A 24,789-nucleotide genomic window follows, 5' to 3' on the forward strand; every position below is an offset into this window, starting at 1 on the left:
GGCGAGTCAACGCGCATGCACAACCGGGACGCGGGCGTTGTGAGATCCGGCCGGCGGTCAGTCGTCCTCGACGATCTTGCGGACCGAGGCGAGCATCCGGAAGATCTCGAGCCGGCCGTCGAGGAAGCCGATCCGGTAGTCGCGGCCGCACTCGGGATCGGTCGCCCGCTGCGCGTCGCGGTGCGCGGCCAAGCCGTCGGCACGCCCCACCGCGTACGCCTCAAACGCCCGGTCCATCGCTCTTCCGGTCCAGCGCCCGACGGACGGCGGCGACCAGGGCCTCCTCGAAGGCGGCGACCTGGCCGTCGACGATGCCCACCAGATAGTCGGCGCCGGTGGCCGGGTCGACGGCTTTGGCGCCGTCGTGCGCCCCCGCCTTGCCGTCGGCATGACCCGCGCCGTAGGCCACCAGTGCGTCGTCCATGCCGTCCTCCCGAGCGAGCCGAAACCAGGCGCAAATCTGTCACGCGCCCGGGACGTCGCCCACCGGCTGATCGGGTCGACCGAAATCCTCAAGGACGAGGTCAACCCCACGATCAGGCAGAACAGTGTGATCTCGGCAGGCGGCCGGCAGCAGACCGGAGCGCCGCCACAGCGGCCGGCCGGGACCACCGATCAGGTCCAGCTCATCGAGGTACGCCACCACGCGCTCGCCGGACCAGCGGATCGTCTCCTGGAAACGCGGGTTGGCCATCGCCGCCCGGTGACCGGCCTCGGGGTCCAGGCCGATCGACCGGTAGACCCCGGGGTGGATCAGGCGCCGGCCGCAGAGGTAGGCGGCCCGGCCGATCACCAGCTTGTCGAAGAGCAGCCGCCCCCGGCCCGCCGTACGCACCTGCCGCGCCAGCTCCTCGCGGGCGTAGCGGACGTGCCGGGCCTCCTCGACCACGTGGATGCGTGACACCATGCGCACCAGCGGCTGCACCTGCTCCGAGGCCATCGCCTCGCGCTGCAGGGTGTCGAGGATCTCCTCGCAGATCAGGATGGCGGCGAACATCCGCGGCCCGGTGCCGGTGGCGGCGATCCACTTGCCGAGCGCCTCGTTCACCCCGGTCGGTTTGTAGACCGGGGTGCCGAGCCAGTCGATCATCCGGCCGAACATGACCGAGTGCCGGCACTCGTCGGCGACCTCGGTGAGGGCGTACTGCGCGTGGGCGGCGGTCGGGTCCTGCTTGTAGTAGCCGCGCAGCAGCAGCTGCATCAGGATCGTCTCGAACCAGATGCCGAGCCCGGCGATGCTCGCCACCTCGTGCCTGGTCAGGGTGATCCGCTGGGCCTCGGTCAGGCCCGCCCACAGGTCGGTGCCGTAGAGGCTCGAGCGGTGCGGGGGCACGAAGTAGAGGTCGGGCTCGTACGGCGCGGCCCAGTCGATCTCCACCTCCGGGTCGTACGAGTGCTCGGCCGAGGAGCGCAGCAGGCGGGCGGCGGTGCGGTCGCGTTCGGGGGTCATCGCAATCTCCCGGATGTGATGCACTTGACGTTACCCGAGGTAACAGTTACTCCTAGTACTATGAAGCTGGACGAGGAGCCGGTCAATACCGACGGACGCAAGGGCCGCTGGGCCGGCCACCGTGAACAGCGGCGGCGCGAGTTGACCGAGGCGGCCGTCGAGGCGATCCGGGAACTGGGCCCCGACGTGGGCATGGAGGCGATCGCGGCGCGCGCCGGCGTGAGCAAGCCGGTCCTCTACCGCTACTTCGCCGACAAGTCCGAGCTGTGGCTGGCGGTCGGGCAGAAGTCCGGCGAGCTGGTCCTCGAGGCGATCGTCCCGGCCGTCGCCGCGGTGCGCGAGGAACGCGACGCGATCGCCGCCGCCATCGACGCCTATCTGGCGCACATCGCCGCCGACACCAACCTCTACCAGTTCGTGGTCCATCAGCCCGACATCCCCCGCGGCCGGGACGTGGTCGCCGACGTCGTCGACACGGTCGCGAGCGGCCTGGCCCGCATCTTCGGCGACCGGCTGCGGGCCCGCGGCCTCGACTCCGGCGCGGCCCTGCCCTGGGCCTACGGCGTGGTCGGCTACGTCCAGTCGGCCGGCGACTGGTGGTTGCGCCAGCAGCAGCCGATCAGCCGGGAGGCGCTGAGCGAATACCTGACCACGTTCCTGTGGGGCGGCGTCGCCGGGATAGCCCACGCCGCCGACATTCCCGGCGGCCTGGCGGCCTACCAGGACGTGCGCCGTGAGCACTGACGACCACGAGGCCGGGAACCGGCCCGACGAGGAGTACCGGGGGCCGGCCAGGCTGCGCGTCGGCGACGACGAGCTGGCCGTGCTGATTCGCGTGTCGGCCCGGTTCGAGCCGGTCGAGGGACGCTTCCGGTGGGCCGGGCGCACCAGCCCCGACGCCGGGCTGCGCGAGCGGGTCTCCGGCGGGCTGCGGGAGGCGTCGCTCACCATTCCCGGTTCGCCGGCGGCGACGGTCCGGCTCAGCGAGCCCGACCCGTGGGGCGGCGTGCGGTTGTCCGGCACGGGAACCCCACCGTGGTTCCGCTGACCGCCCACGCCCCCGCCCGCGGCCGGTCAGCCGGTGGCGCGGCGCAGGGCGCGTGGGGAGGTGCCGAACCAGCGCCGGGCGGCTCGGCTCAGGGCCGACTGCTCGGTCAGCCCGACCATGGCGGTGACCTGAGTGAACGGCAGCTCCGTGGTGGTGATGAGGCGGTGCGCCATCTCCCGGCGTACGTCGTCGAGGATCTTGTCGAAGGTCGTGCCGGTGGCCGAAAGACGGCGCTGCAGCGTGCGGGGGTGGGTCTGCAGCCGGCGGCTGACGGCGGCGAGGTCCGCCGGAGCGGTGCCGAGCGACTGGGTGAGCAGCATCCGCACGCGTTCGGCGACGGTCGGCTCGGCCTGCGGGAAGTGGGTGCGGATGTAGTCGAGGGCGACCTCGCGAAGCACCCGGTTGCCGCCGGCGACCTTCGCGTCGGTGAGGGTGGCCGGCACCCGCAGCACCGCCGCCTCCTGGCCGAAACGCACATCCGCGCCGAAGAACTCGGTGTAACGGGCCACCGGCGCGAGCGGACGGTGGGTGAGGTGCACCGAACGCAGTCCGTAACGGCCGCCGCCGAGCCGGACGATGATCCGGTGCAGCAGGCCGAGGCCGTTGTCGCAGATCTGCGGCGGCAGCGGGTCGAGCTCGGTGCTGCCGTAACGCAGCCCCACCACACCCGGCCGGCCCGACGGGTCGGGCACCTGGGCGACCGTCAGCGCCGGCGAGTGCACGAACAGGAAGCGGGTCGCGCAGTCGAGCGCCTCGCCCATCGTCGCCGAGTTCTCGATGGCGATCGCGAGCGGGCCGAGGATCGCGGTGTCCTGCCGCTGGGCGAGGCGCAGTCCCAGGTCGGGGCAGTCGAGCTGGGCCGCGGCGGTCTCCAGCGCGCGGCCGGCGTCGAGCGTGCGGATCACCGCGTCGTCGGTGTCGAGCGCGGCCGGGTCGATGCCGATCCGGCGCAGCAGAGCGCCACCGTCCCCGCCCAGCTCGTCGACGAGGGCGGGCAGTCCGCGCAGCCCAGCAGCCCGCACCATCGACCTCATGGCACGAAAGGATAAATCAGTGTCGCGTGACGGCAAGTCCGGCGGATCGATCGGTGGCGACACTGACGGCATGGCCGAGCATTTCGACGTTCTCATCATCGGCGCCGGGCTGTCCGGGATCGGCGCGGCCTGGCGGCTCCAGGAACAGCTGCCGGGCAAGACCTACGCGATCCTCGAGGCGCGCGACGCGATCGGCGGGACGTGGGACCTGTTCCGCTACCCGGGCGTGCGGTCCGACTCGGACATGTTCACGCTGAGCTACCCGTTCCGGCCGTGGCGCGGCGCCGAGTCGATCGCCCCCGGCGAGCAGATCCGCCGCTACATCGAGGACACGGCGATCGACGGCGGCATCATGCCGCACATCCGCTTCGGCAGCCGGGTCGAGACGGCGGACTGGTCGTCGGCAACCGCCCGGTGGACCCTGCGGCTCACCGACAGATCCGAACTGACCGCCGATTTCGTGTACGGGTGTGCCGGCTACTACTCCTACGACACCGGCTACCAGCCCGACTTCCCCGGCCTCGACGACTTCCCCGGCCAGGTCGTCCACCCGCAGTTCTGGCCGGCCGACCTCGACTACGCCGGCAAGCGAGTCGTGGTCATCGGCAGCGGCGCCACGGCGGTCACGCTCGTGCCGGCGATGGCGCAGGACGCGGCCCACGTGACGATGCTGCAGCGCTCCCCCACCTACCTGACCGTGCTGCCGCCACGGGACGTCGTCTTCGACGTGGCCCGCCGGATCCTGCCGCTCCACGCCGCCAGCAAGGTCGCCCGGGTCAAGAACCTCGCCGTCACCCAGGGCTTCTACCAGCTCGCCCGGCGCCGCCCCAAGCGCGTGCGGCAGCTCCTGCGGGCGTTCGCGGTGCGCGCGCTGAAGGACCCGGCCTATGTCGACGAGCACTTCAACCCGGCCTACGAACCGTGGGACCAGCGGCTGTGCGTGATCCCGGACGGCGACCTCTACCAGGTGATCCGTTCCGGTCAGGCGGCCGTGGTCACCGACCACATCGACCACTTCGAGGCGGGCGGCATCCGGCTGCGGTCCGGCCGGCTCCTCGAGGCCGACGTCGTCGTCTGCGCGACCGGTCTCTCGCTGGTCCCGCTGGGCGGCATCCGGGCCAGTGTGGACGGCACCCCGGTCGACATCGGCGCGCACGCCGCCTACCGCGGCCTGATGCTCAGCGGCGTGCCCAACCTGGCCTACTGCATCGGCTACGTCAACGCGTCCTGGACGCTGCGCGCCGACCTCGTCCACCGCTACGTGCTGCGCCTGCTCCGGCACCTCGACCGGCACGGCTTCGCCGCCGCCGTCCCGAACGACCCCGGTGGTCAGGGCCGTCCACTGCTCGATCTCTCCGCCGGGTACGTGCAACGAGCGCTCGACAAGTTCCCGCGCCAGGGCGACCGCGACCCGTGGCTGGTGCGCCAGAACTATCTGCGCGACGTGCTGAGCTTCCCCCGGGCCGACGTGACCCGGGACATGACCTTCACCCGCCGGCTCGCCCCCCTGGAGGAGATCGCCTCATGACGCCCTACGTGTTCCGCGGCCGCACCGCCGTCCTGACCGGTGCCGCCGGCGGTATCGGTGAGCAGCTCGCCTACGGCCTGGCCGGGCGGGGCAGCGACCTCGTGCTGGTCGACGTCGACGCGGCCGGGCTGGCTCAGGTCGCCGACCGGATCGGCCGGGTCCATCCGGCGGCCCGGGTCGAGACGATCGTCGCCGACCTGGCCGAGCGGGCCGTGGTCGACGACGTGGCGGACCGGGTACGCACCTCGCACCCGACGCTCGGGCTGCTGATCAACAACGCCGGTATCGCTCTCGGCGGGCGGTTCGACCAGATCACGGTGGACGAGTTCGAGACCGTGATGAACGTGAACTTCCGCGCCCCGATGTTGCTCACGCACGCGCTGCTGCCGGTGCTGAAGGCCGGCCCCGGCAGCCACCTGGTGAACGTGTCGAGCCTGTTCGGACTGGTCGCGCCGGCCGGCCAGTCGGCCTACGCGGCCAGCAAGTTCGCGCTCCGCGGTCTCAGCCAGGCGCTGCACACCGAACTGTCGCTGTTCGACATCGGCGTGACGACTGTGCACCCCGGCGGCATCCGTACGCGGATCGCCGAGAGCGCGCGCGTCGGCAGTGGCGTACCCGAGGAGGAGGTCGAACCCAACCGCGAGGTCTTCGCCAAGCTGTTGACCTTCCCGGCCGACCGGGCCGCCACCCAGATCCTGGACGCCGTCGCCAAGCGCCGGGCCCGCCTGCTGATCTCCACCTCGGCCAAGGTGCCCGACCTGCTGGCGCGCCTGCTCCCGGTGGCGCACGAGAAGATCATCGCGGCCGCGACCACCGCGTCGGTGTCCCGCCGGCGAGCCCCGCAGGGGGTCGCCCGATGAACTACGTCGACGTGCGGACGGCGCGGATCCGCTACCACGAGTCGGGCGAGGCGGACGCGCCGCCGGTGGTGCTGCTGCACGGGATCGGCCGCAGCCTGGAGGACTGGGACGCGCAGCACCCGCTGCTCGACACCGACCACCGGGTGCTCAGCATCGACATGCCCGGCTTCGGACTGAGCCGGCGGCTGGCCACCCCCACCACGCTCCCGGTTCTCGCCGACGGCGTGTGGGCGACCCTCGACGCGCTCGGCGAGACCCGGCCGGTGCACCTCATGGGCAACAGCCTGGGCGGGGCCGTCGCCATGCGGATGCTGGCCGACGACCCCGGCCGGGTGCGGACCCTGACCCTGGCCAACAGTGCCGGCTTCGGCAAGGAGGTGACGGTCGCCCTGCGCCTGCTCGCCGTGCCCGGCCTCGGCCGGAAGCTGCTCAGCCGCATCGACACCGTCTCGGCGCCGCGACTGGAACGTTCCGTCTTCGCCGATCGCGCGATGGTCACCCCGGAACGGATCGCGCGGGCGGTCCAACTGGCCCGCCAGCCCGACTTCGCCACCGTCTACCTCGAGGTGGCCCGGGCGCTCGGCGGTTTCCGGGGCATCGCGCCGCACTGGCGTTCCGAACTGCTCCCCCGGGTCGCCGCGCACGCCAAGCCGACCCTGCTGATGTGGGGTGACCGCGACCGCATCCTGCCGGCGGCGCACCTGGCGGCGGCCCGCGCCGCGTTCCCGCACGCGCGGTGGCACCTGTTCGAGCGGACCGGGCACATGCCGCAGATCGAGCGCCCGGCCGAGTTCGCGAAGCTGGTGCGGCCGTTGCTGGCGCAGGTGGCGGCCTGACCTCGCCCCGGTGGGCGGGTCAGTCCGGGTACTTCGTGCCCGGGGCGGCGGCGATCAGCACGTCGGCGACCGGACGCCAACCCAGGGTGCGGTAGAGGTGTTGCCCGTCGTCGCTGGCGATCAGCAGGCCGGTCTCGGCGCCGTGCTCCAGCGCGGCCCCGGCCAGCCCGCCCATCACCACGCTCCCCAGCCCACGCCGCCGGTGCGCCGGGTCGGTCGCGATCCGGTCGGCGACCGCATCGGTCCCGCTGAGGCCGGCCGTCCCGCCGGCCCCCACCGCGCCCGACTCGTCGAGCACCTCGACCGTGACCACGCCGTCCTCGACCCGGGTCTGCGCCCGATAGGCCGCGGCCGGCCCGCGGCGCGGATGTTTCCGCAGATCGACGGTCATCATCTGCTCGGAGCGTTTGAGCAGGACCAGCCCGGCGGCCTCGAGGGCGGCGGCCGCCCGGTGCGGCTCGGTGGTCGGGACCGTTAGCCAGGTGACCGCCCGCTCGCCGAGGACGAGTTCGGCGAGCCGGCCCAGATCCGCGCCTTCGAGGGCGAAATACTCCACCTCGCGCCCGCGTTGCCGGGAGTCCACCCGCACCGCGCCGCCGACGTCCACACCGGCGGGCAGGGAGCGCGCGACACCCCAGCCGCGCTGCCACCGAACGACGAGGTCCCCGAGCTCAGTCATCCGCCAAGTGTGCGCAACGCCGGCGCGCAAGTCAGGCCGGATAGCCGATCGCGTCGATGTCGGCCCCCAGCTGCCGCACGGACACGGCCGGGTTGAGCCGCTTGACCAGCGCATCGGTCAGCGGGGTGAGGGCGAACACGTCGTTGATCACGTCCGGGTCGACCACGACCTCGTAACAGTCCTCGGCGAAGCGCCGGTAGGACGCCGGGGTCTCGTCGAGCAGGATCGCGAACAGGTGGTCCGCGCCGTCCGGGTCGGTGCCGGGCGGATAGTCGACCTCGCCGGTGTGCCAGCGGTCGTCGCCGGTCTCCCGCCAGACGCACACGGTCGCGTAGAACTGGGCGCCCCACCCGAACGCCGGCTCGTCGAGCTGGGCCGCGAACGCCGCCGGAACGGCATCGGTCAGGCCCGGCCACAACTGTTCGTCGTTGCGGGCCGGGCTCATCACCGACTCGTGGTCGAAACCGCGCACGAAGACGCCGCCCGGCCCGAAGACGATGTGCCACTCGTCGCCCGACCCGTCGCGCATCTCGGCGATCTCCGTGCCCGGCCCCCACGAGGAGTTGTAGCCGTAGTACCGGTCCTCCTCGTCGGGGCTCAGGATCGCGTCGAGCATCGCGAGCGCGCGGCACCGGCGGCGCAGCGTCGCGACGCCCGGCAGTGCACCGGCCAGGTCTTGTGCAGTCACGGGGCCCATCAAACCTGATCAACCACGTCGTTGTCAGACCCGGCCGGCCACGAAGCTGTCACATGTCCCCGGTCGGCAGCACGACGGTGAACGTGGTTCCGCCACCCGGGGCCGGACCCGCGCTTATCGCACCGGCGTGGGCCTCGACGATGGCCTTGGTGACGGCGAGGCCGAGCCCGGTGCCCTTGATGCCCGCCTGGGTGGCGTTGCTGGCCCGGAAGAACCGGCTGAACAGGTGGGCGTACTGCTCCAGGGGGATGCCGATGCCGGTGTCGCTGACCTCGATGGCGATGCCGGTGCCGAGCCGGTGCGCGCGCACCGTGACAGTGCCGCCCAGCGGGGTGTACTTGATCGCGTTCGAGACCAGGTTGTCGAGGGCCTGACGCAGCCGCTGACCGTCGGCCTGCAGGGTCAGCCCGTCCTCGATCCGGTCGACGACGGTCAGCTGCTTGGCGGCCGCGAGGGGGGCGTGGTTCTCGATCACGTCGCGGACGAGCCGGCTGCCCGGCAGCGGTTTCGGGTCGATGCTGATGTGGCCGGCCGCCAGCCGGGCCAGGTCGAGCAGATCGTCGACCAGGCTCTGCAGGTGCAGGGTGGTGCGCTCGACGACCTCGGCGTGCTTGCGGTCGGCCGGGTCGAGCCCCGGGTTGTCCAGCAGCATCTCGTTGTAGCCGCGGATCACCCCGACCGGGTTGCGCAGCTCGTGCACGACCATCGCGGAGAGCTCGTCCTTCATCCGGTTAAGTGTGCGCAGCTCCTCCACCTGCAGGCGTTCCTGCTCCAGGAGCTCGTCACGCTTGTCGGCCAGCTCACGCCGCTCGGTGACATCGGTGCTGAGGCCGTCGACGAAGAACGCGCCGTCCTCCCAGCGGGCCATGGCCCGCGTCCAGATCCACCGGACCACCCCGTCGTAGCCGATGACGCGGCACTCCAGCTCGGCCTTGTCACCGTCGACCAGGACGCGCTGGAACGTCGCCATCAGTTCGGCGTCGTCCGGATGGATGCGCTCGGTGATCGTCGGGGTGGCGCCGTCCGGGACCGGCCCGAACACGCCGGACGCGTTCGGGCTGCCGTAGACCACGGTCGGCACGGCGTCGTCGCCCACCTCGACCGTCCATACGTAGTCGTCGACCTGCTCGACGACACGGTTGAAGTTGCGCCGGGCGTTGGCCAGGGCGAGCGACATGTCCTCGGCCCAGCGGCGCTCGAGGAAGTGCCCGAGATGCGCACCGACGGCGTCGAACATGCCCGCGGTGTCGGAGTCGTAGGGCAGGTCCTTGTCGGTGTAGAAGGCGAGCACGCCGAGGGTACGCCGGCCGGAGCGCACCGGGACGCCGACGGCGACCCGGATGCCGACCTGCTGCAGGGCGTGCCGGCCCGGGGACACCATGTCCTCGGGCAGCACGCCGGTGTGCCACCACACCTCGTTGTTGCGGTTCCAGACGAGACCGGCGAGGCCCTCGCCGCGGACGAAGGAGAGCGGCTGCTCGTCGGTGAAGGCGGACAGATCACGGTCGCCGGTGGTGTGTGAGCTCAGCCGTACGATGCTCTTCCGGTCGTCGGTGACCTGCCAGTACTCGCCGACCATCCAGCCGAGTTCGTCGGTGATGGCCGCGACCGCCTCGATGCTGGCGTCCCGCGCGTTCGTCGCGTTGGACAGCACCTGGGCCACCGCGTGCCGGGCCCGGCGCAGCTCCTCGGCCCGGTACGACTCGGTGATGTCCCGGGTGACCGCGACGGCACCGAGCCGGCGGCCGTCGGGGGTCTCGATCGGGCGGGCGTTTATCACCAGCCGGCGCCACGCGTCGTCGCGCCAGAACATCAGTTGCTCGCCCTGAACGATCTCGCCGGCCTGGGCTCGGCCGAGCGGGGTGCGCGTCACCCGGGTGCGGCCGTCAAGACCGTAGACGCCGTAGTGCTCCGACCAGTCCTCCATCGGCAGGTCGGCGGCCGCGTCCTGGTGGAGCATCTCGCGCAGGCTGCGGTTGAAGTAGGTGAGCCGGCCCTGGCTGTCGCAGGCGGAGACGCCGGTGTCGAGGCTGTCGAGCAACGCCTGCAGGAACGCGCTGTCCGGCGCGAAGACGTAGTAAAGGACGTCACCGACCGCCTGCACCATCATCTCGGCCGGGAACTCCCGACCGGAGCTGCCGACGACGGTCACCGACATCTGCTCGCCGACGACCGGCGGCGTGCTCCGGAGCCGGTTCGGCAGGATCAGCTCGGCGATCGGCCGGCCGATCGCGTCGGCGGCGGCGTAGCCGAACATCCGCACGGCGGCGGCGTTCCAGGTCAGCACGAGGCCGTACGGGTCGGTGGAGATGAACGCGTCGTGCGTGCCCCGCAGCACCGCCTCGGTCTTCTGCCGGGCTTCGGACTCGCGGGCGCAGGCGAGCCGCAACGCGACCTCGCCCGCGGCCGCCTCGGCGAGGTCACCGAGGGTGGCGAGCTCGTCGGTCGTCCAGTCGCGCTCGCGGGAGTCGATCACGCAGAACGAGCCGAGCACGTTTCCGTCCGGCGCGCGCAGCGGGAAGCCGGCGTAGGCGACCGCCTGGGGGTCGGCGACGTCCCGCAGCCGCCGGTCGAGGCGCGCGTCGGCGACGATCAGCGGTGCGTCGTCCTGCACCACGTACTTGCAGTACGAGTGCGTGAGGGGCGCGTCCCGGTCGTCGTCCGACATGCCGTGCACGCTGACCAGACGCTGGCGGTCGGCGTCGATCAGCGACACCATCGCGGCCGGCGTGCCCAGCAGGCGCGAGGCGAGCGAAGTCAGTCGGTCCAGGGACGCGACCCGGTCGGCGTCAAGCAGACCGGTGGCGTGCAGCGTCTGAAGGCGAGTGGCCACTCTCTGGGACATGGCCTCAGCAATCGGTCGCCGATCGCCCGCCTTGAGCGGAACCGAGACCGGGGCGCAACAAAGCCGGGTGCAATAAGGTCGCCGACCCACGCCGGAACAGTTGCGCGGGCCGGCCGCGGTCGCGGATGACGCTTTCGCCGGTCGTCTCGACGAATCCGGCGGCGCCGGTGACCTTCCGGTGGAAGTTGCGGGGGTCGAGCCTCGTGCGCCACACCGTCTCGTAGACCGCGCGCAGCTCGGCGATGGTGAACGACGGCGGGCAGAATGCGGTGGCCAGCGGGGTGTACTCGAGTTTCGAGCGCGCCCGCTCCACCCCGTCGGCCAGGATCCGGTCGTGGTCGAAGGCCAGGCCGGTGAACGGCACCGGCCGCCAGGAGGCGTCGGCGGCGTCGGTGCCGGCCACCGGGGCGGGCAGGTCCGGCAGCAGCGCCAGGTAGGCCACGGTGATCACCCGGCCCCGTGGATCCCGCTCCGGCGAGCCGTAGGTGCCGAGCTGTTCGAGGTGCGCCGGCCGGACGCCGGTCTCCTCGCTCAGCTCGCGGGCGGCCGCGTCGCCGAGGTCCTCGCCCGGCAGCACGAAGCCGCCGGGCAGCGCCCAGGCCCCCTCGAACGGCGGGATGCCGCGCCGGATGAGCAGCACTTGCAGCTTGCCTTCCCGGATGGTCAGCAGGACGAGATCGACCGTGACCGAGACCACGCTTAGCGTCATGTTGACGATAATAGACGACACGCTTTATCGTCATGTTGACGACAACGCGATGAGACATCGGAAGGCGGCCACCATGGCTGACGTGACCCGGCGGTTCAACATGCGGCACCTGCGCGCGGCCCCCACCAGCTGGGTCAGCCTCAGCCGGGGTGGGCGCACGCGGCGGCAGGGCACCGGACTCTCGTTCTGGTACCGGCCGCTGACCGCGGTGCTGTCCGAGGTGCCGGTCGACGACCGGGAACTGCCGCTGCTGTTCCACGCCCGCACCCTCGACTTCGCCGACGTGACCGTGCAGGCCACGGTGACCTACCGGATCAACGATCCGGTCGCGGCGGCGACCCGCCTCGACTTCTCCATCGACCCCTACCGGGGACGCCGGCCCGGACAGCCGCTCGACCAGGTCGCCACGCTGCTGGCCGAGCTGGCCCAGCAGCCGGCTCTCGACCTGCTCGCCCGGGTTCCCCTCGCCGAGGCGCTGACCAGCGGCATCGCGGCGCTGCGGGAAGCGGTGGCGGGCACGCTCGCCGACGACCCGCGGCTGACCGAGACCGGGGTGACGGTGGTCAGCGCCCGGGTCATCGCGATCCGGCCCGAGCCCGACCTGGAGCGCGCGCTGCAGACCCCCACCCGCGAGCAGGTGCAGCGGGAGGCCGACCGGGCCACGTACGCCCGCCGCGCCGACGCCGTGCAACAGGAGCGCTCGATCGCCGAGAACGAGCTGCAGAGCAAGATCGAGCTGGCCCGCCGTGAGCAGCAGCTGGTCGAGCAGCGCGGCGCCAACACCCGGCGTGGCGCCGAGCTGGACGCCGAGTCGCAGCTGGTCGCGGTCCGGGGCGAGGCGGAGCGGGCCCGGACCACCGCGGCGGCCCAGGCCGACGCGACCCGGGCGCACGACGAGGCCCGCGCCGCCGGTGCACGTGTCGTCGGCCTGGCCGAGGCCGAGGCGGAGGCCGCGCGCCTGGCCGCCTACCAGGATGTGCCGCCGGCCGTGCTGCAGGCCCTGGCGGTCAAGGAGCTCGCCGGTCACCTGCCTCCGATCGGCGCCGTGACCGTCACGCCCGACCTGCTCAGCAAGCTTCTCGGGCAGCTCGGATGAACCCCGCCCGCAGCACCCTGGCGCCCCGGGTGGTGGTGGTGAGGCGGCGTAGCGAGCTCGACGAACTGCTCGCCCGGCACGGCACCCACGGCGCCGCCGCCTACTTCCTGCGGCAACGCGGACGCGACCTCGACGAGGTGTCGGCCCGGCACGAGGCGCTGCACCGGGCGGTGACGCAGGTGAGCGCGGCGATCCCGGCGGACTGGCGGCGGGGCGCGGTGGAGCGCGCCGATCTGCCGCGTTTCCTGTTCGCCCCGGAGGACATCGTGATCGCGGTGGGCCCGGACGGCCTCGTCGCGAACGTGGCGAAATATCTCGACGGGCAACCGGTCATCGGCGTCGACCCGGAGAAGGGCCGCAATCCCGGTGTTCTCGTGCGCCACCGGGCGGCCGACGTCGCGGAACTGCTGCGCGATCCCGGGACGGCGCAGAGCCGCACGATGGTGACCGCGGAACTGGACGACGGCCAGGAACTGCACGGCCTGAACGAGATCTACGTCGGGCACCCGAGCCACCAGTCCGCCCGCTACGTCCTGACCACCCCGGACGGCCGGCGCGAGCGCCAGTCCTCGTCGGGCCTGATCGCCGGCACCGGCACGGGCGCGACGGGCTGGTGCGCCTCGATCGCCCGGGAACGGGCCACCGCCCCGCCGTTCCCGTCCGCGGCGGCCCCGCAGATCTGCTGGTTCGTCCGCGAGGCGTGGCCCTCCCCGGCCACCGGCGTGAACTGCGACGCCGGCCTGTTGAACGCCGGCGAGGAACTGGAGCTGGCAAGCGAATCGGAACGCCTGGTGGTCTTCGCCGACGGCCTGGAGTCCGACGCGATCGAGCTCTCCTGGGGCCAGCGCCTCCGGATCCGGGCCGCCGATCGGCGCCTCCGCCTGGTCTAGTCCGGTCGCCGACAGCACCCTGTGCACGGCTGGCACGAAGCGGGGAGCAACGGTCCGGCCACCGTTCGTAACGTCATCGGCGGGGCGGCCCGGCATCGGTGGCCGCCATTGTCCAAACGGGGTTCACCATGTCGCGCCGCATCGTCGCTCGCACCGCCACCGCCCTCGCCGCCCTGTCCGCCGGCGCCCTGTCCGCCACCGGCTGTTCCGGGCCGGCTCACCCCACCGCCGAGGCAATGCCGAGCTCGGCGCCGTGGAGCCCGACCGCGGCCCCCGCCCCGGGCAGCACCGCCCCGGGCAGCGCCGGCTCGGGCAGCACCGGCTCGGGCAGCGGCGGCTCCGGCAGCGGCGGCTCCGCGGTCAAGGCCGACCCCACGCTCGCCACCGCCAAGACCGGTCCGCGCTGGGCCGAGGTGGTGCGGGAGTGCCCCTACGACGATCAGCCGGTCGTCGTCCAGAAGGTGGTCCGGGGCGACGTCAACGCCGACGGTGTGCCGGACAGCCTGGTCGTGCGCAGTTGCAAGCCGTTCACGTCGTACTGGGCGTCGGTGGTGGAGATCTTCGACGGCACCTCGCACGTGTCCCGGCCGCGCCGCATCGGCACCCTGCTCACCGACGCCGCCGAGGGGCCGTCCGTGCACGAGCTGAAGGTCGACCGGGGGATCGTCGACATCACCGCCTTCGGCGTCGACGCGAGCACCGACAACTCCTGCCCGAACGTGGTCTTCCGCTACCGTTTCCGGCTGGCCGGCAAGACCTGGCAGACCCTGCGGCGCACCGGCGACGAACGGTTCGACGACTGCCCGCGGATCGGCTCATGACCGGGCGGCGAGCCAATCGGCACCGCGGCGTTTCGAGGCGCGCGACAACCACGCGTCCTGGATGATCTCGGCGAGCTCCTCCCGGGTGAGCTCGCCGATCCGCGCGGCCCGCAGCAGCACCGACGGATGGCCGTCGAAGTGCGGCGTGGTGAAGAACGGTGTCGACTCGTCGCGCACCAGCGCCTGCTTGTCGTCGTCGGACTCGACCCAGAACACGATCACGTCGGGATAGCGTTCGCCGGTCACGGGATCGACGGCGTCGGGGCGCGGCGTCCGGAAGAACACGAACGACTTGCGGCCGACCTGATAGACCGGGTTACCGCTGTTGCCGTCCTCGACCGTGACGTGCGGCATCGCCCGCGCGATCTCGTGCACGTCGTCGATCCGGGCGGGCCGGTTGTCCTGAGGCACCACCCGATTATGTGGGACGAGCACATGTGCGGGCGGCCGCGAACCCTCGTAAGTTCACGACATGACGACGGGACATGTGGTCGACCTGGACCTGACCGGCAAGACGGCGCTGGTCACCGGGGGCGGCAGCGGCATCGGCCAGGCCTGCGCGCGACGTCTGGCCGCGGCCGGGGCCGAGGTGGTGATCGTCGACCTCGATCCGGGCGAGCACACGATAGTCGCCGACCTGAGCGACCTCGCCTCCATCGACGGCCTGCCGGCTACGGTCGACGTCCTGGTCAACAACGCCGGCCTACAGGTCGTGTCGCCGATCGCCACCTTCCCCGACGATCGGTTCGCGCTGATCCAGCGGGTCATGGTCGAAGCACCCTACCGGCTGATAAAGCACGTCCTGCCGCACATGACGGACCGCGGCTGGGGCCGGATCGTCAACATCTCGTCGGTGCACGGCCTGATCGCCTCGCCGTTCAAATCGGCCTATGTCACGGCCAAGCACGGGCTCGAAGGGCTCTCCAAGGTCACCGCCCTCGAGGGCGCACCGCACGGAGTCACCTCCAACTGCATCTGCCCGGCGTTCGTGCGCACCCCGCTCGTCGACCGGCAGATCGCCGACCAGGCCCAGCTCCACGGCATCCCGGAGGCCGAGGTGGTGGAGAAGATCCTGCTGGCGCGGGCCGCCGTCAAACGCCTCATCGAACCGGCCGAGGTCGCCGAGCTGATGGCCTACCTATGCACCCCACCCGCCTCGCTGATCACCGGTTCCTCGATCACGATCGACGGCGGCTGGACGGCGCACTAGCTTTGACGATCATGCTGAGCCCGCTCGAATACCTGGACCTGCTGGCCCGCGAGGCCGCGCCGGTCGAGTTCGAGCGCCCACTGCTCGCCGCCCGCCAGGCCGGGGCCCCGCCCGACGATCTGGTCGAGCTGGAAAAGATCAAGAGCACCGCATTACGGGTACGGGCGTTGCTCGCCCGCCGCCGGCGCCGTGAGGAGGAACTGTCCGCCCTCTACGACACCGCGGGTGACCTGGCCGGCCTGCGCGACGTCGACGCGGTGCTGCGGGCCATCGTGCACCGGGCGCGAAACCTGCTGGGCGCCGACGTCTCCTACCTGACGCTCAACGACCCGGACCGCGGCGACACCTACATGCGGATCACCGACGGTTCGGTGGCGGCGAGCTTCCAGACCCTGCGGCTGCCGGCCGGGGCCGGGCTGGGCGGTCTGGTCGCGGTCTCCGGGACGCCCTACGCGACCGCCGACTACGGTACGGATCCGCGGTTCCGCCACACGCCGGAGATCGATTCCGGCGTACGGGACGAGGGCCTGATCGCCATCCTCGGCGTACCCCTGAGATTGGGTTCGGCGGTGATCGGCGTCCTGTTCGCCGCCGACCGCACCGAGCGCGCGTTCGCCCGCGAGGAGGTGGCCCTGCTGGGATCGCTGGCGGCCCACGCCGCCATCGCGATCGACACCGCCCGGCTGCTCACCGAGACCCGGGCCGCGCTGGCCGAACTGTCCGCCGCCAACACCGTGATCCAGGCCCACAGCGCCTCGGTCGAACGCGCCGCTTCCGCCCACGACCGGATGACCGCCCTGGTGCTGCGTGGCGGCGGTGTCGAGGACGTCGCCGACGACCTGGTCGACCTGCTCGGCGGCACCCTGCTGGTGCTGGACGCCGCCGGCCACCGACTCGCCGTGGCGAAGTCCCCCCGATCAGCCGAGCCCGGCGACGGCGTCGCGGTGGAGCCGGCCGACCTCGACGAGGCGGTGGCCGCTTCACGCAGCGCCGGCCGCAGCGTCGAGCGTGGTGACGCCCATGTGGCGGCGGTGGTGGCCGGCACCGACAACCTGGGCGCCCTCGTCTTCCGGCCGGCGCGTCCGCTGGCGGGCGCCGACCAGCGGATCCTCGAGCGGGCCGCGCAGATCACCGCCTTGCTGCTGCTGTTCCGGCGCACGGTGGCCGAGGCCGAGGGCCAGGTGCGCGGCGAGCTGCTGGACGACCTGATCGGCCGACCGGTACGCGACGAGCAGGCGCTCCGCTCGCGGGCCCGCCGGCTCGGTCTCGACCTGGACACCGCGCACGTGGTGCTGGCCGCGACCGACGGCACCGAGGGCGGCCTGCGCCGGCCGGCGGAGTCGTGGGCTCGCACCTTTGCGGCCGCGCGGGGCGGCCTGGCGGTGGCCAAGGACGGCCGGCTGGCGATGATCCTGCCCGGCACCGACCCGGCGGCCACGGCTCGCCCCGTGGCCAAGGAGCTGTCCCGGGCGCTGGGCCACCCGGTCACGGTGGGCGCGGCCGGTCCGGCGGCGTCCCCGGCGGCGATCGGCCCGGCCTACCGCTCGGCCGACTCGTGCGCGACCGCGTTGCTCGCGCTGGGCCGGGCCGGGGAGGGCGCGAGCCACACCGAGCTGGGTTACGTCGGCCTGCTGCTGGGCGATCAGCGGGCCGTCCCGGCGTTCCTCGCCTCGACCATCGGCCCGGTCGTCGACTACGACACCCGGCGCGGCACCGCCCTGATCAAGACGCTCGAGGCGTACTTCGGGTCGGGCGGCAGCCTGTCGCGGGCGGCTGAGACGCTGCACGTGCACGTCAACACGGTGACCCAGCGACTGGACCGGATCGCCAACCTGCTGGGCGCGGACTGGCAGACTCCGGCCCGCGCCCTCGACCTCCAACTGGCCCTGCGGCTGCACCGGCTCAGCGGCCCGCCGGCCACCCCACTCCACGGCTCCTGAGGGGAAAGACATGCGGGAATTCGACGTCCCGGTCGACGGCGGATCGCTGCGGGTGCTGGACTGGCCGGGCGACGGCCCGGCGGTCATCGCCGCGCACGGCATCACCGCCAACGCGCTGTCCTGGGCCGCCGTCGCCCGCGAGCTTGACGGAGCCGTACACCTGCTGGCTCCTGATCTTCGGGGCCGGGCCCGCAGTGCCGGCATCACCGGGCCGTTCGGCATGGCCGCGCACGCGGCTGACGTCGTCGCGGTCGCCGATCACCTCGGGCTGGACCGGGTCGGGCTGGTCGGGCACTCGATGGGCGGCTTCGTGGTGACCGAGACCGTCAAGCGGCACCCGGACCGGGTCTCGGGCGTGCTGCTGGTCGACGGCGGGCTGCCCCTGCCGCTGCCGCCCGGCCTCGACGTCGACACCGCGCTGCTGGCCACGATCGGCCCGGCCATGCGCCGCCTGTCGATGACGTTCGCGTCGGAGCCGGAGTACCTCGCCTACTTCCGGGCCAATCCGGCACTCGGCGACCATTGGTCCGACGACATCGCCGATTACGTCCGCCGCGACTTCACCGGAACCGGCTCGTCATGCCGACTGGAAGCCGTCCGGGCGGACGCCCGCGACATGCTGACCGCACCCGCCCCGGCGCCGTTCCCGCTGCTCGGCGCCCCACGTGGCCTGCAGGACGAGGAAACCGGCATGTACCCCGGCGCGACGCTCGAGGCGGCCGGGGCCGAGGTCGTCCCCGACGTGAACCACTACACGATCCTGCTCGGCAAGGGTGCCGCCACGGTCGCCGCCCGGATTCGCGCCACCCTCATCTGAGAGCCTGGTGAACAAGGGTCTCAGGTCAGCGGCGGCCGACGTCCACGACGTCGGTGTGATGGAGCATCGATCACTCTTCACGGGACAGAGGGTGTGGGCGACGAGGGAGGAGCCGCGCGGGCCGCTGCTCAGTGATATCGGGTTCGGGTCGATCTGGGGAGTGAGTTCTGGCTAGGGCTGGGTGTGTTGTGAGCTGCGGTGAAGGTGGGTTCGGGGATGGCGACAGCGGCAGTGACGGGCGGGCGTAAGCGGGGTCGCTCCTGGGGTGATCTGCCGGTGCTGGCGAAGGTCATGTCCGCGGTGTTCGTCGCCGCCCTCGCCGCCGCGGTCGCGGGCGGGATGGGGATCGTCAAACTCGCCGACGTTGACGCTGTCGGGGGTGGGATCTACGAACGCAACCTGGTGCCGATGAATCTGCTGGCGCAGGTCGATGGTGACTCGAACGAGGTCCGGGCGACCATCCTGCGGCACGTGATCAGCACCAACCCTGCCAACATGCAAGCACGCGACAAGGAGATCACCGAGTTTCGCAGCCACCTCGACGGGTTGTGGACTCAGTACACGGCGATCCCGGGCACCGCCGATGAGCAGGCCTTGCGGGAGCAGTTCGAGACGGCGTTGGCCGGCATGTACAAGGTGGCCGACGAAGATATTCTGCCGCTGAGCCGGGCGCAAAAGAACGCGCAGGCTGCCACGGCCGAGAACGACCGGTTCGATCCTGCGTTCGACAAGGTGAGCGCGGCGTTGACCGCGCTGAACGAGATGGAGACGGCGCAGGCCTCCGCGTCCGCTGATCAGGCGCAGACGACGTTTCTGAACGCCCGCATCCTGCTGATCCTGATCCTGGTCATCGGTCTGACGCTGGCCATGGCCGTGGGGGTGTACGTGGGGCGGTCGATCAGTAAGCCGCTGAGCCGGGTCGTGGCGGTGCTGCGCCGGGTCGAACAGGGAGACCTGACCGCGGCGGCCGACGTGCGCAGCGGCGACGAGGTGGGCCAGCTCGGTACCGCGCTGAACGCCACCAACGCCCGGCTGCGGGAGATCATCGGCGGGCGGATGTCGCAGACCGCGGTCAGTCTGTCCGCGGCGGCGGAGGAGCTGTCGGCGGTCGCCGCGCAGTTGCAGGCCGGTGCGGCCGACGCGTCGTCGCGGGCTGGTTCGGCGTCGCATGCCTCGGAGGAGGTCAACGCCGGGGTGCAGACCATCGCCGCCGGCGCCGAGCAGATGAGCGCGTCGATCGGTGAGATCGCTGCCAACGCGGGGCAGGCGGCGCACGTCGCCCAGACGGGCATGGCCGTCGCCGAACGCACCACCGCCCAGGTCGCCGAGCTGGGTGCCGCCAGCGCGGAGATCGGTGACGTGGTCAAGCTGATCACCAGCATCGCGGAGCAGACGAACCTGCTCGCTCTGAACGCCACCATCGAAGCCGCCCGTGCGGGGGAGCTCGGTAAGGGCTTCGCCGTCGTCGCCGGGGAGGTCAAGGAACTGTCGCAGCAGACCGCGAAGGCAACCGAGGAGATCACCGCCCGGATCGGCGCGATCCAGGGCTCCAGCAGCGCCGCGGCCGTCGCGATCGGCGAGATCACCGACGTGATCCGACAGATCGGCGACTACACCACCACGATCGCCTCCGCGGTCGAGGAACAGACCGCCACCACGGCGGAGATGAGCCGATCAGTGGCCGATGCCGCCACCAACAGCGGCGACGTGGCTCGGACCGTGTCCGGCGTCGCTGCCGGAGCCGCCACGACCGCGGACGGTGCTAGAGCCACCCAGCAGGCCGCCACCGAGCTGTCCCGTCTGGCCAGCGACCTCACCGCCGTCGTCGGCAGCTTCCGCCACTAACTCACTACGCAGACGCCACGATGAACGAGATCGATACACCGTGGTGACCCGCCGCGCCCGTGTGCCGGCTTCCGGCAGCCGATTCACCCAGCCGTGAATGCTGATAGCGATCTCGGTGTGCTGCGCCATCAACGCGTTGTTCCGGCCGGCGGCCTCGGATGCGCCCGCGGGGCGGGTCCTGAACGACCTTGACACGGCCGCGTTGTCACGGCCGCGGCAAGCCCGGGCCGCGGCGCTGAAACGCTTTTTACCAGACTCTGAGTATTCACACTCATCCGCCTGGCCGGCTCGGCGGAAAGGATGTCCGCCATGGACATCAACGCGCAGCCGAAGGTCACTACCGCGTTCTACGCGCAGGCGGCCGCCTCGTTCGTGATCTCCCTGCTGGCCCTGGCCGCCGGCATCTTCTACCTGCCGGTGGGCGGCTGGATCCGCAGCTTCCTGGCGATCGGCCTGCTCTACGTGGTCACGTCGTCCTTCACCCTGGCCAAGTGCATCCGCGACGCCCAGGACGCCGGCACCGTCGTCCGCCGCGTCGACCAGGCCCGCATCGACAAACTGATAGCCGAACACAACCCGTTCAAGGACAACGCGGCCGTCTAGCCAGCACATGGAAGACGTGCCAGCTTGTTCCGCCGTACGCCGGGCCCTCGCCGTCCTCCTCGTCCAGCCGCACCAGCTCCAGGCCGTCGACGAGGGTCCGCACCGCCCGCTCGGACACGAACGTCTCCCCCGGTGTCCCGGCCCATTCGTCCCGGTCACCGAGCAGGTCGACGGCGAGCCAGCCACCCGGTGCGAGGCATTCCCGGATCAGCCGCCAGACCCGCTCGAAGTCGGCCGGCGCCAGATATTGCAGCGAATATCCGGAGTGGACCAGGCCGGCCTCCGGCAGCCGGTCGTTGTAGGCCGTCCAGTGCTCGCCGTCGCGTGTCCTCACCCGGCCATTGTCCGCTTGACCGCCGCGTCCCAGCCCGGCAGTTCCGTCGCGGAGCGCGCCGGCGGGCCGACGTAATCGGCCGACGGCCGGATGATCTTCGCCAGCCGCTTCTGCTCCAGGATGTGGGCGCTCCACCCGGCCGTACGGGCGCAGGTGAACATCGACGCGAACAGCTCCGCCGGCACGCCCGCGAAGTCGAGGACCACCGCCGCCCAATACTCCACGTTGGTCTCCAGCACCCGGTCGGGCTTGCGCTCGCGCAGTTCCGCCAGCGCCGCCTTCTCCAGCTCCAGCGCCACCTCGTAACGCGGGGCCGCCAACTCCTGGGCCGCGGCACGCAGGATCGCCGCCCGCGGATCCTCGGCCCGGTAGACGGCGTGCCCGAAGCCCATCAGCCGTTTGCCGCCGTCGAGGAGGCCCCGCACGTACGCGCGTGGGTCGGCGCCGCGCTCCACGTCCTCGATCATGCTCAGGGCCCGCGCCGGAGCCCCGCCGTGCAGCGGGCCGGACAGCGCGGCCACCGCGGCGGAGAGGCAGGCCGGCACGTCGGCGCCGGTGCTGGCGACCACCCGGGCGGTGAACGTGGACGCGTTCATCCCGTGTTCGGCGGCGCAGATCCAGTAGCGGTCGATCGCCGCCACGTGCCGCGGGTCGGGGTCGCCCTGCCAGCGCAGCATGAACCGCTCGGTGGCGGTGCCGCCGCCGTCGACGATGCGCTGCGGCACCACCGGCCGACCCGTTCCGCGGGCCGACTGGGCCACGTACGACAGCATCGTCACCGACACCCGGGCGAGGTCGTCGCGGGCCTGCTCATGGTCGATGTCGATGAGCGGCCGCAGGCCCCAGTGGGGCGCCAGCATCGTGACCGCCGCCTGTACGTCGACGCGGGTGTCCCCCGACCGCACCGGCACGGGCAGCGCCTCGGCCGGCGGCAGCGGCCGGGTCAGGTCGCCGTCCGCCAGCAGGCCCCACACCTCGGCGAAGGTGACCTGCCCGGCCAGCTCGCGCACGTCCACGCCGCGGTAGCGCAGCGACCCGCCGTCCCGGTCCGGCTCGGCGATCTCGGTGTCGAACGCGACGACACCGGCAAGTCCTGGGTTGACAGTCAGCATCCACCCACGATGTGGAGGACGACATGTTGACGTCAACATTGACGCGATCAACATGAGAGCATCAACACATGGAGCCCCACCTGCTGACCACCGACCAGGTCGCCGAACGACTCGGGGTCAAACCCGCGACCGTGTACGCCTACGTCAGCCGGGGAATGCTCACCAGCCGCCGCAACGCCGACGGCAAGGGCAGCCTGTTCGAGAAGCCGGAGGTGGACGCTTTCGTGGCCGGGCGGCGCCGGACCACGACTCCCGGCATCCGGACCGGCCTCACCCTGATCGAGGACGGGCGGCTCTTCTACCGCGGCCACGACGCGTGCGAACTGGCCCGTACGGCGAGTTTCGAGTCGGTCGTCACCCTGCTGTGGACCGGCGAGCTGACCCACGCCGCCCTGGAACCGCAGCCGGAGCTGCTCGAGCTGGCGACCCGGGCGGTCGCGGTGCTGCCGTCCACCGCCCGCCTGACCGACCGGCTGCGGGTGATCGTGGCCGCGACCGCCGCCGCCGACCCGCTCCGTTTCGACACCTCCCCGCCCGCCGTGGTGGCCACCGGCCGCGCGATGCTGGCCACCATGCCGGCCGCCTTCGGCACGACCGGCGGCATCCGACCGGCGGGCCTGGCCGCCACCCTCTGGCCCGCCCTGACCGCTTCGGACGGCCTGACCGCGCCGAACGGCGGGGCCGCTGCGGATCGCGGGGCCGGGCCGGCGGGCGGCACCGGGTCGGACAGCGGGGCCGAGCTGCTCAACGCCGCTCTGGTCCTTCTCGCCGATCACGACATGGCGGCCTCGACCCTGGCCGCCCGGGTGGCCGCCTCGACCCGGGCCAACCCGTACGCCGTGGTCAGCGCCGGCCTGGCGGCCCTCGACGGGCCCTTCCACGGCGCGGCGAGCGGACTCGTGCACGCCATGCTCCGGGAAGCGCTGGCCGCCGAAGACCCGATCGCCTCGCTCACCGACCGGCAGCGGGCCGGCCGGCCGATCCCCGGTTTCGGGCACACGCTCTACCCCGACGGCGACCCGCGCGCCACGACCCTGCTGGCGATGATCGGGGACGGGCCGGTGCGGGAGACGGCCGAGCGCCTCGTCGAAGCGATGCGCACCCGGTCCGGCGTACACCCGAACGTCGATTTCCCCCTCGCGGTGCTCGCGCTGACCCACGGCATGCCGGCCGAGGCCGGCGAGGCCGTCTTCGCGGTCGGGCGCACGGCGGGGTGGTTGGCTCACGCGCTTGAGGAGTACGCCGACAAGCCGCTCCGTTTCCGCCCGTCCGGCCTCTACGACGGCCGTCCGCCGGGGCCGTGACCGGGCGATTTGCCGTTTCGGCAACGAAAGTCGGCGGAGCGGCCGGGAAACCGCATGCTGAACGGCATGAGCGACGAGCAAGCGTGGGACGCCCGGTACTCCGAGGAGAACCGGATCTGGAGCGGCAAGCCGAACGTCGAGCTGGTGGCGGAGGTGTCCGACCTGCCACCGGGACGCGCCCTGGACCTGGGCTGCGGAGAGGGCGCCGACGCGGTCTGGCTGGCCGGGCGGGGCTGGCAGGTGACCGCTGTCGACCTGTCCGGGGTGGCCCTGAAACGGGCCGCCAAGCACGCGGCGGACGCCGGCGTGACCGTCGACTTCCAGCAGCACGATCTCGAGAAGACGTTCCCGGCCGGCGAGTACGACCTGGTTTCCGCCCAGTTCCTGCACTTCTGGGCGGATTTCGACCGGGAGAAGATCCTGCGGCGCGCGGCGGAGTCGGTCGCCCCCGGCGGCGTGCTGCTGATCGAGGGACACATGGATCACGGTCCGTTCAAGCACGACGGCCACCCGGAGATCCACTTCCCCACCCCGCCGGAGCTGATCGCCGCCCTGAACCTCGGCGACTCCTGGGCGGTGCTGAAGGCCACGACTCATCCCCGCCAGCAGAAGGGACCCGACGGTGACGTGATCGAGCGGACCGACAGCACCGTGAAGTTGCGACGCACGGCGTGACCTGCCTGGTTCCCGGGGTGCGGGATTCGGTTCGCAGCGGAGCCGGACGCAGCCGTGCTCGCGCTCAGCCACCTGACTTCCCGGTCGGCGACCATGCCCCAACTGCCGCCGCCGAAGCGCGAGCACTTTCAGCAGAACACTGACGCCCGCGCGTTCTACGAACGCCACGGTTTCGCCGTTCTCGACATCAGCGACGGCGATCGCGACATGGAGAATCTGCCGGAGATGACCCACCCGCCCACGCTCGGTGAACCGGGCCGCCCGGATGAGCCGCACGGTATGACCGGTCCCGTTGCGCCACGGTGGCGAGAGGGGCGTCTGCCCCAGCGGATGTCCTCGCGAACGTGGGCGTGGGCGCGGGTCGGCGTGCGGGGCACGGGGCGGGGACGACGGTAAGCCGCTCGGGTTCGCAGGCGCGGCCCAGCAGGTGCGACCCAGCAGATGCCGCGCTAGCCG

27 protein-coding genes are annotated in these 24,789 nt (G+C 72.1%); 16 read left to right on the top strand and 11 right to left on the bottom strand.

The window, feature by feature from the left end; genetic code table 11:
• Positions 1 to 57: 57 nt before the first annotated feature.
• The 3 genes from Afe05nite_RS24295 to Afe05nite_RS24305 are packed head-to-tail and all read right to left on the bottom strand — an operon-like array spanning position 58 to position 1,450.
• Positions 58 to 237: a hypothetical protein gene (locus tag Afe05nite_RS24295; protein ID WP_203819490.1), complete on the bottom strand. Its 180-nt coding sequence runs from the start codon at positions 235 to 237 to the stop codon at positions 58 to 60.
• Positions 221 to 424, bottom strand: a complete 204-nt coding sequence (locus Afe05nite_RS24300; protein ID WP_203819491.1) for a hypothetical protein — start codon at positions 422 to 424, stop codon at positions 221 to 223. The genes Afe05nite_RS24295 and Afe05nite_RS24300 overlap by 17 nt, the downstream gene beginning before the upstream one ends.
• A 39-nt stretch (positions 425 to 463) precedes the next feature.
• Positions 464 to 1,450 carry an AurF N-oxygenase family protein gene (locus Afe05nite_RS24305; RefSeq protein ID WP_203819492.1) on the bottom strand — a complete coding sequence of 329 codons (987 nt, stop codon included), beginning with the start codon at positions 1,448 to 1,450 and terminating at the stop codon, positions 464 to 466.
• Positions 1,451 to 1,510: 60 nt separating this feature from the next.
• On the opposite strand from Afe05nite_RS24305, the gene Afe05nite_RS24310 reads away from it, so the two are divergent.
• Positions 1,511 to 2,194, top strand: coding sequence for a TetR/AcrR family transcriptional regulator (locus Afe05nite_RS24310; protein WP_203819493.1), 684 nt, complete (start codon positions 1,511 to 1,513; stop codon positions 2,192 to 2,194).
• Positions 2,184 to 2,498 carry a DUF4873 domain-containing protein gene (locus tag Afe05nite_RS24315; RefSeq protein ID WP_203819494.1) on the top strand — a complete coding sequence of 105 codons (315 nt, stop codon included), beginning with the start codon at positions 2,184 to 2,186 and terminating at the stop codon, positions 2,496 to 2,498. The genes Afe05nite_RS24310 and Afe05nite_RS24315 overlap by 11 nt, the downstream gene beginning before the upstream one ends.
• A 26-nt stretch (positions 2,499 to 2,524) precedes the next feature.
• Here Afe05nite_RS24315 and Afe05nite_RS24320 read toward each other — a convergent pair whose 3' ends face one another.
• Positions 2,525 to 3,532, bottom strand: coding sequence for an AraC family transcriptional regulator (locus tag Afe05nite_RS24320; protein ID WP_203819495.1), 1,008 nt, complete (start codon positions 3,530 to 3,532; stop codon positions 2,525 to 2,527).
• 70 nt (positions 3,533 to 3,602) lie between these two features.
• Between Afe05nite_RS24320 and Afe05nite_RS24325 the strand changes: the two genes are divergently transcribed.
• From Afe05nite_RS24325 to Afe05nite_RS24335, 3 genes are read left to right on the top strand one after another with little or no spacing between them, the layout of a single operon-like run.
• Positions 3,603 to 5,060, top strand: coding sequence for a flavin-containing monooxygenase (locus tag Afe05nite_RS24325; protein WP_203819520.1), 1,458 nt, complete (start codon positions 3,603 to 3,605; stop codon positions 5,058 to 5,060).
• The gene (locus Afe05nite_RS24330; protein WP_203819496.1) at positions 5,057 to 5,920 is read left to right on the top strand and encodes an SDR family NAD(P)-dependent oxidoreductase; all 864 of its coding nucleotides are present in this window, start codon (positions 5,057 to 5,059) and stop codon (positions 5,918 to 5,920) included. Before Afe05nite_RS24325 ends, Afe05nite_RS24330 begins: the two co-directional genes overlap by 4 nt.
• Entirely contained in the window at positions 5,917 to 6,756 is an 840-nt protein-coding gene (locus Afe05nite_RS24335) for an alpha/beta fold hydrolase (RefSeq protein ID WP_203819497.1), read from the top strand. Before Afe05nite_RS24330 ends, Afe05nite_RS24335 begins: the two co-directional genes overlap by 4 nt.
• A 19-nt stretch (positions 6,757 to 6,775) precedes the next feature.
• Here the strand turns inward: Afe05nite_RS24335 and Afe05nite_RS24340 are convergent, their stop codons facing one another.
• The 4 genes from Afe05nite_RS24340 to Afe05nite_RS24355 are packed head-to-tail and all read right to left on the bottom strand — an operon-like array spanning position 6,776 to position 11,686.
• Positions 6,776 to 7,435, bottom strand: coding sequence for a GNAT family N-acetyltransferase (locus Afe05nite_RS24340; protein WP_203819498.1), 660 nt, complete (start codon positions 7,433 to 7,435; stop codon positions 6,776 to 6,778).
• Positions 7,436 to 7,466: 31 nt separating this feature from the next.
• The gene (locus Afe05nite_RS24345; RefSeq protein ID WP_203819499.1) at positions 7,467 to 8,132 is read right to left on the bottom strand and encodes a hypothetical protein; all 666 of its coding nucleotides are present in this window, start codon (positions 8,130 to 8,132) and stop codon (positions 7,467 to 7,469) included.
• Between the two features lie 49 nt (positions 8,133 to 8,181).
• Positions 8,182 to 10,977, bottom strand: a complete 2,796-nt coding sequence (locus tag Afe05nite_RS24350) for a PAS domain-containing sensor histidine kinase (RefSeq protein WP_203819500.1) — start codon at positions 10,975 to 10,977, stop codon at positions 8,182 to 8,184.
• Positions 10,978 to 10,981: 4 nt separating this feature from the next.
• Positions 10,982 to 11,686 carry an NUDIX hydrolase gene (locus Afe05nite_RS24355; RefSeq protein WP_203819501.1) on the bottom strand — a complete coding sequence of 235 codons (705 nt, stop codon included), beginning with the start codon at positions 11,684 to 11,686 and terminating at the stop codon, positions 10,982 to 10,984.
• A gap of 73 nt (positions 11,687 to 11,759) precedes the next feature.
• Here Afe05nite_RS24355 and Afe05nite_RS24360 point away from each other — a divergent pair, with 73 nt between their 5' ends.
• The 3 genes from Afe05nite_RS24360 (at position 11,760) to Afe05nite_RS24370 (ending at position 14,493) form a co-directional block, all read left to right on the top strand.
• Complete coding sequence (locus tag Afe05nite_RS24360) at positions 11,760 to 12,782, top strand: SPFH domain-containing protein (protein WP_203819502.1); 1,023 nt, start codon at positions 11,760 to 11,762, stop codon at positions 12,780 to 12,782.
• On the top strand, positions 12,779 to 13,672 hold the full coding sequence (locus Afe05nite_RS24365) for a diacylglycerol kinase catalytic domain-containing protein (RefSeq protein WP_203819503.1): 894 nt from the start codon (positions 12,779 to 12,781) through the stop codon (positions 13,670 to 13,672). The genes Afe05nite_RS24360 and Afe05nite_RS24365 overlap by 4 nt, the downstream gene beginning before the upstream one ends.
• Before the next feature lie 128 nt (positions 13,673 to 13,800).
• Positions 13,801 to 14,493, top strand: coding sequence for a hypothetical protein (locus tag Afe05nite_RS24370; protein ID WP_203819504.1), 693 nt, complete (start codon positions 13,801 to 13,803; stop codon positions 14,491 to 14,493).
• On the opposite strand, the gene Afe05nite_RS24375 is transcribed toward Afe05nite_RS24370, so the two are convergent.
• Positions 14,488 to 14,904: an MmcQ/YjbR family DNA-binding protein gene (locus Afe05nite_RS24375; protein ID WP_239118158.1), complete on the bottom strand. Its 417-nt coding sequence runs from the start codon at positions 14,902 to 14,904 to the stop codon at positions 14,488 to 14,490. The two genes, Afe05nite_RS24370 and Afe05nite_RS24375, sit on opposite strands and share 6 nt — an antisense overlap.
• Positions 14,905 to 14,965: 61 nt before the next feature.
• Between Afe05nite_RS24375 and Afe05nite_RS24380 the strand changes: the two genes are divergently transcribed.
• The 5 genes from Afe05nite_RS24380 to Afe05nite_RS24400 all read left to right on the top strand — a co-directional run bounded on the left by Afe05nite_RS24380 (position 14,966) and on the right by Afe05nite_RS24400 (position 20,908).
• Positions 14,966 to 15,703, top strand: coding sequence for an SDR family oxidoreductase (locus Afe05nite_RS24380; protein ID WP_203819505.1), 738 nt, complete (start codon positions 14,966 to 14,968; stop codon positions 15,701 to 15,703).
• An 11-nt stretch (positions 15,704 to 15,714) separates the two neighbouring features.
• Positions 15,715 to 17,643, top strand: coding sequence for a helix-turn-helix domain-containing protein (locus tag Afe05nite_RS24385; RefSeq protein WP_203819506.1), 1,929 nt, complete (start codon positions 15,715 to 15,717; stop codon positions 17,641 to 17,643).
• A gap of 10 nt (positions 17,644 to 17,653) precedes the next feature.
• Entirely contained in the window at positions 17,654 to 18,460 is an 807-nt protein-coding gene (locus Afe05nite_RS24390) for an alpha/beta fold hydrolase (protein ID WP_203819507.1), read from the top strand.
• 216 nt (positions 18,461 to 18,676) lie between these two features.
• The gene (locus tag Afe05nite_RS24395) at positions 18,677 to 20,305 is read left to right on the top strand and encodes a methyl-accepting chemotaxis protein (protein ID WP_203819508.1); all 1,629 of its coding nucleotides are present in this window, start codon (positions 18,677 to 18,679) and stop codon (positions 20,303 to 20,305) included.
• Between the two features lie 309 nt (positions 20,306 to 20,614).
• Entirely contained in the window at positions 20,615 to 20,908 is a 294-nt protein-coding gene (locus Afe05nite_RS24400; RefSeq protein WP_203819509.1) for a YiaA/YiaB family inner membrane protein, read from the top strand.
• Here Afe05nite_RS24400 and Afe05nite_RS24405 read toward each other — a convergent pair.
• Both Afe05nite_RS24405 and Afe05nite_RS24410 read right to left on the bottom strand, forming a co-directional pair.
• Positions 20,886 to 21,242, bottom strand: coding sequence for a class I SAM-dependent methyltransferase (locus tag Afe05nite_RS24405; RefSeq protein ID WP_203819510.1), 357 nt, complete (start codon positions 21,240 to 21,242; stop codon positions 20,886 to 20,888). The two genes, Afe05nite_RS24400 and Afe05nite_RS24405, sit on opposite strands and share 23 nt — an antisense overlap.
• Entirely contained in the window at positions 21,239 to 22,354 is a 1,116-nt protein-coding gene (locus tag Afe05nite_RS24410; RefSeq protein ID WP_203819511.1) for a citrate synthase 2, read from the bottom strand. The genes Afe05nite_RS24405 and Afe05nite_RS24410 overlap by 4 nt, the downstream gene beginning before the upstream one ends.
• A gap of 68 nt (positions 22,355 to 22,422) precedes the next feature.
• Between Afe05nite_RS24410 and Afe05nite_RS24415 the strand changes: the two genes are divergently transcribed.
• The 3 genes from Afe05nite_RS24415 (at position 22,423) to Afe05nite_RS24425 (ending at position 24,729) form a co-directional block, all read left to right on the top strand.
• A complete protein-coding gene (locus tag Afe05nite_RS24415; RefSeq protein WP_203819512.1) occupies positions 22,423 to 23,658 on the top strand; it encodes a citrate synthase in 1,236 nt (411 codons plus the stop codon).
• 66 nt (positions 23,659 to 23,724) lie between these two features.
• Positions 23,725 to 24,333 carry a class I SAM-dependent methyltransferase gene (locus Afe05nite_RS24420; protein ID WP_203819513.1) on the top strand — a complete coding sequence of 203 codons (609 nt, stop codon included), beginning with the start codon at positions 23,725 to 23,727 and terminating at the stop codon, positions 24,331 to 24,333.
• 54 nt (positions 24,334 to 24,387) lie between these two features.
• A complete protein-coding gene (locus Afe05nite_RS24425; protein ID WP_203819514.1) occupies positions 24,388 to 24,729 on the top strand; it encodes a hypothetical protein in 342 nt (113 codons plus the stop codon).
• The last annotated feature ends 60 nt before the right edge of the window (positions 24,730 to 24,789 follow it).

It is taken from the genome of Paractinoplanes ferrugineus, assembly GCF_016862195.1.
GTDB classification, from domain to species: domain Bacteria; phylum Actinomycetota; class Actinomycetes; order Mycobacteriales; family Micromonosporaceae; genus Actinoplanes; species Actinoplanes ferrugineus.

Bases quoted from the DNA above. Each gene is read 5' to 3' on its own strand.
- Afe05nite_RS24395 (WP_203819508.1), top strand. From the start codon at position 18,677: ATGGCGACAGCGGCAGTGACGGGCGGGCGTAAGCGGGGTCGCTCCTGG.
- Afe05nite_RS24360 (WP_203819502.1), top strand. From the start codon at position 11,760: ATGGCTGACGTGACCCGGCGGTTCAACATGCGGCACCTGCGCGCGGCC.
- Afe05nite_RS24335 (WP_203819497.1), top strand. From the start codon at position 5,917: ATGAACTACGTCGACGTGCGGACGGCGCGGATCCGCTACCACGAGTCG.
- Afe05nite_RS24345 (WP_203819499.1), bottom strand. From the start codon at position 8,132: ATGGGCCCCGTGACTGCACAAGACCTGGCCGGTGCACTGCCGGGCGTC.
- Afe05nite_RS24380 (WP_203819505.1), top strand. From the start codon at position 14,966: ATGACGACGGGACATGTGGTCGACCTGGACCTGACCGGCAAGACGGCG.
- Afe05nite_RS24390 (WP_203819507.1), top strand. From the start codon at position 17,654: ATGCGGGAATTCGACGTCCCGGTCGACGGCGGATCGCTGCGGGTGCTG.
- Afe05nite_RS24305 (WP_203819492.1), bottom strand. From the start codon at position 1,450: ATGACCCCCGAACGCGACCGCACCGCCGCCCGCCTGCTGCGCTCCTCG.
- Afe05nite_RS24400 (WP_203819509.1), top strand. From the start codon at position 20,615: ATGGACATCAACGCGCAGCCGAAGGTCACTACCGCGTTCTACGCGCAG.
- Afe05nite_RS24415 (WP_203819512.1), top strand. From the start codon at position 22,423: ATGGAGCCCCACCTGCTGACCACCGACCAGGTCGCCGAACGACTCGGG.
- Afe05nite_RS24310 (WP_203819493.1), top strand. From the start codon at position 1,511: ATGAAGCTGGACGAGGAGCCGGTCAATACCGACGGACGCAAGGGCCGC.
- Afe05nite_RS24325 (WP_203819520.1), top strand. From the start codon at position 3,603: ATGGCCGAGCATTTCGACGTTCTCATCATCGGCGCCGGGCTGTCCGGG.
- Afe05nite_RS24410 (WP_203819511.1), bottom strand. From the start codon at position 22,354: ATGCTGACTGTCAACCCAGGACTTGCCGGTGTCGTCGCGTTCGACACC.
- Afe05nite_RS24370 (WP_203819504.1), top strand. From the start codon at position 13,801: ATGTCGCGCCGCATCGTCGCTCGCACCGCCACCGCCCTCGCCGCCCTG.
- Afe05nite_RS24385 (WP_203819506.1), top strand. From the start codon at position 15,715: ATGCTGAGCCCGCTCGAATACCTGGACCTGCTGGCCCGCGAGGCCGCG.
- Afe05nite_RS24300 (WP_203819491.1), bottom strand. From the start codon at position 424: ATGGACGACGCACTGGTGGCCTACGGCGCGGGTCATGCCGACGGCAAG.
- Afe05nite_RS24320 (WP_203819495.1), bottom strand. From the start codon at position 3,532: ATGAGGTCGATGGTGCGGGCTGCTGGGCTGCGCGGACTGCCCGCCCTC.
- Afe05nite_RS24295 (WP_203819490.1), bottom strand. From the start codon at position 237: ATGGACCGGGCGTTTGAGGCGTACGCGGTGGGGCGTGCCGACGGCTTG.
- Afe05nite_RS24355 (WP_203819501.1), bottom strand. From the start codon at position 11,686: ATGACGCTAAGCGTGGTCTCGGTCACGGTCGATCTCGTCCTGCTGACC.
- Afe05nite_RS24330 (WP_203819496.1), top strand. From the start codon at position 5,057: ATGACGCCCTACGTGTTCCGCGGCCGCACCGCCGTCCTGACCGGTGCC.
- Afe05nite_RS24350 (WP_203819500.1), bottom strand. From the start codon at position 10,977: ATGTCCCAGAGAGTGGCCACTCGCCTTCAGACGCTGCACGCCACCGGT.
- Afe05nite_RS24340 (WP_203819498.1), bottom strand. From the start codon at position 7,435: ATGACTGAGCTCGGGGACCTCGTCGTTCGGTGGCAGCGCGGCTGGGGT.
- Afe05nite_RS24365 (WP_203819503.1), top strand. From the start codon at position 12,779: ATGAACCCCGCCCGCAGCACCCTGGCGCCCCGGGTGGTGGTGGTGAGG.
- Afe05nite_RS24420 (WP_203819513.1), top strand. From the start codon at position 23,725: ATGAGCGACGAGCAAGCGTGGGACGCCCGGTACTCCGAGGAGAACCGG.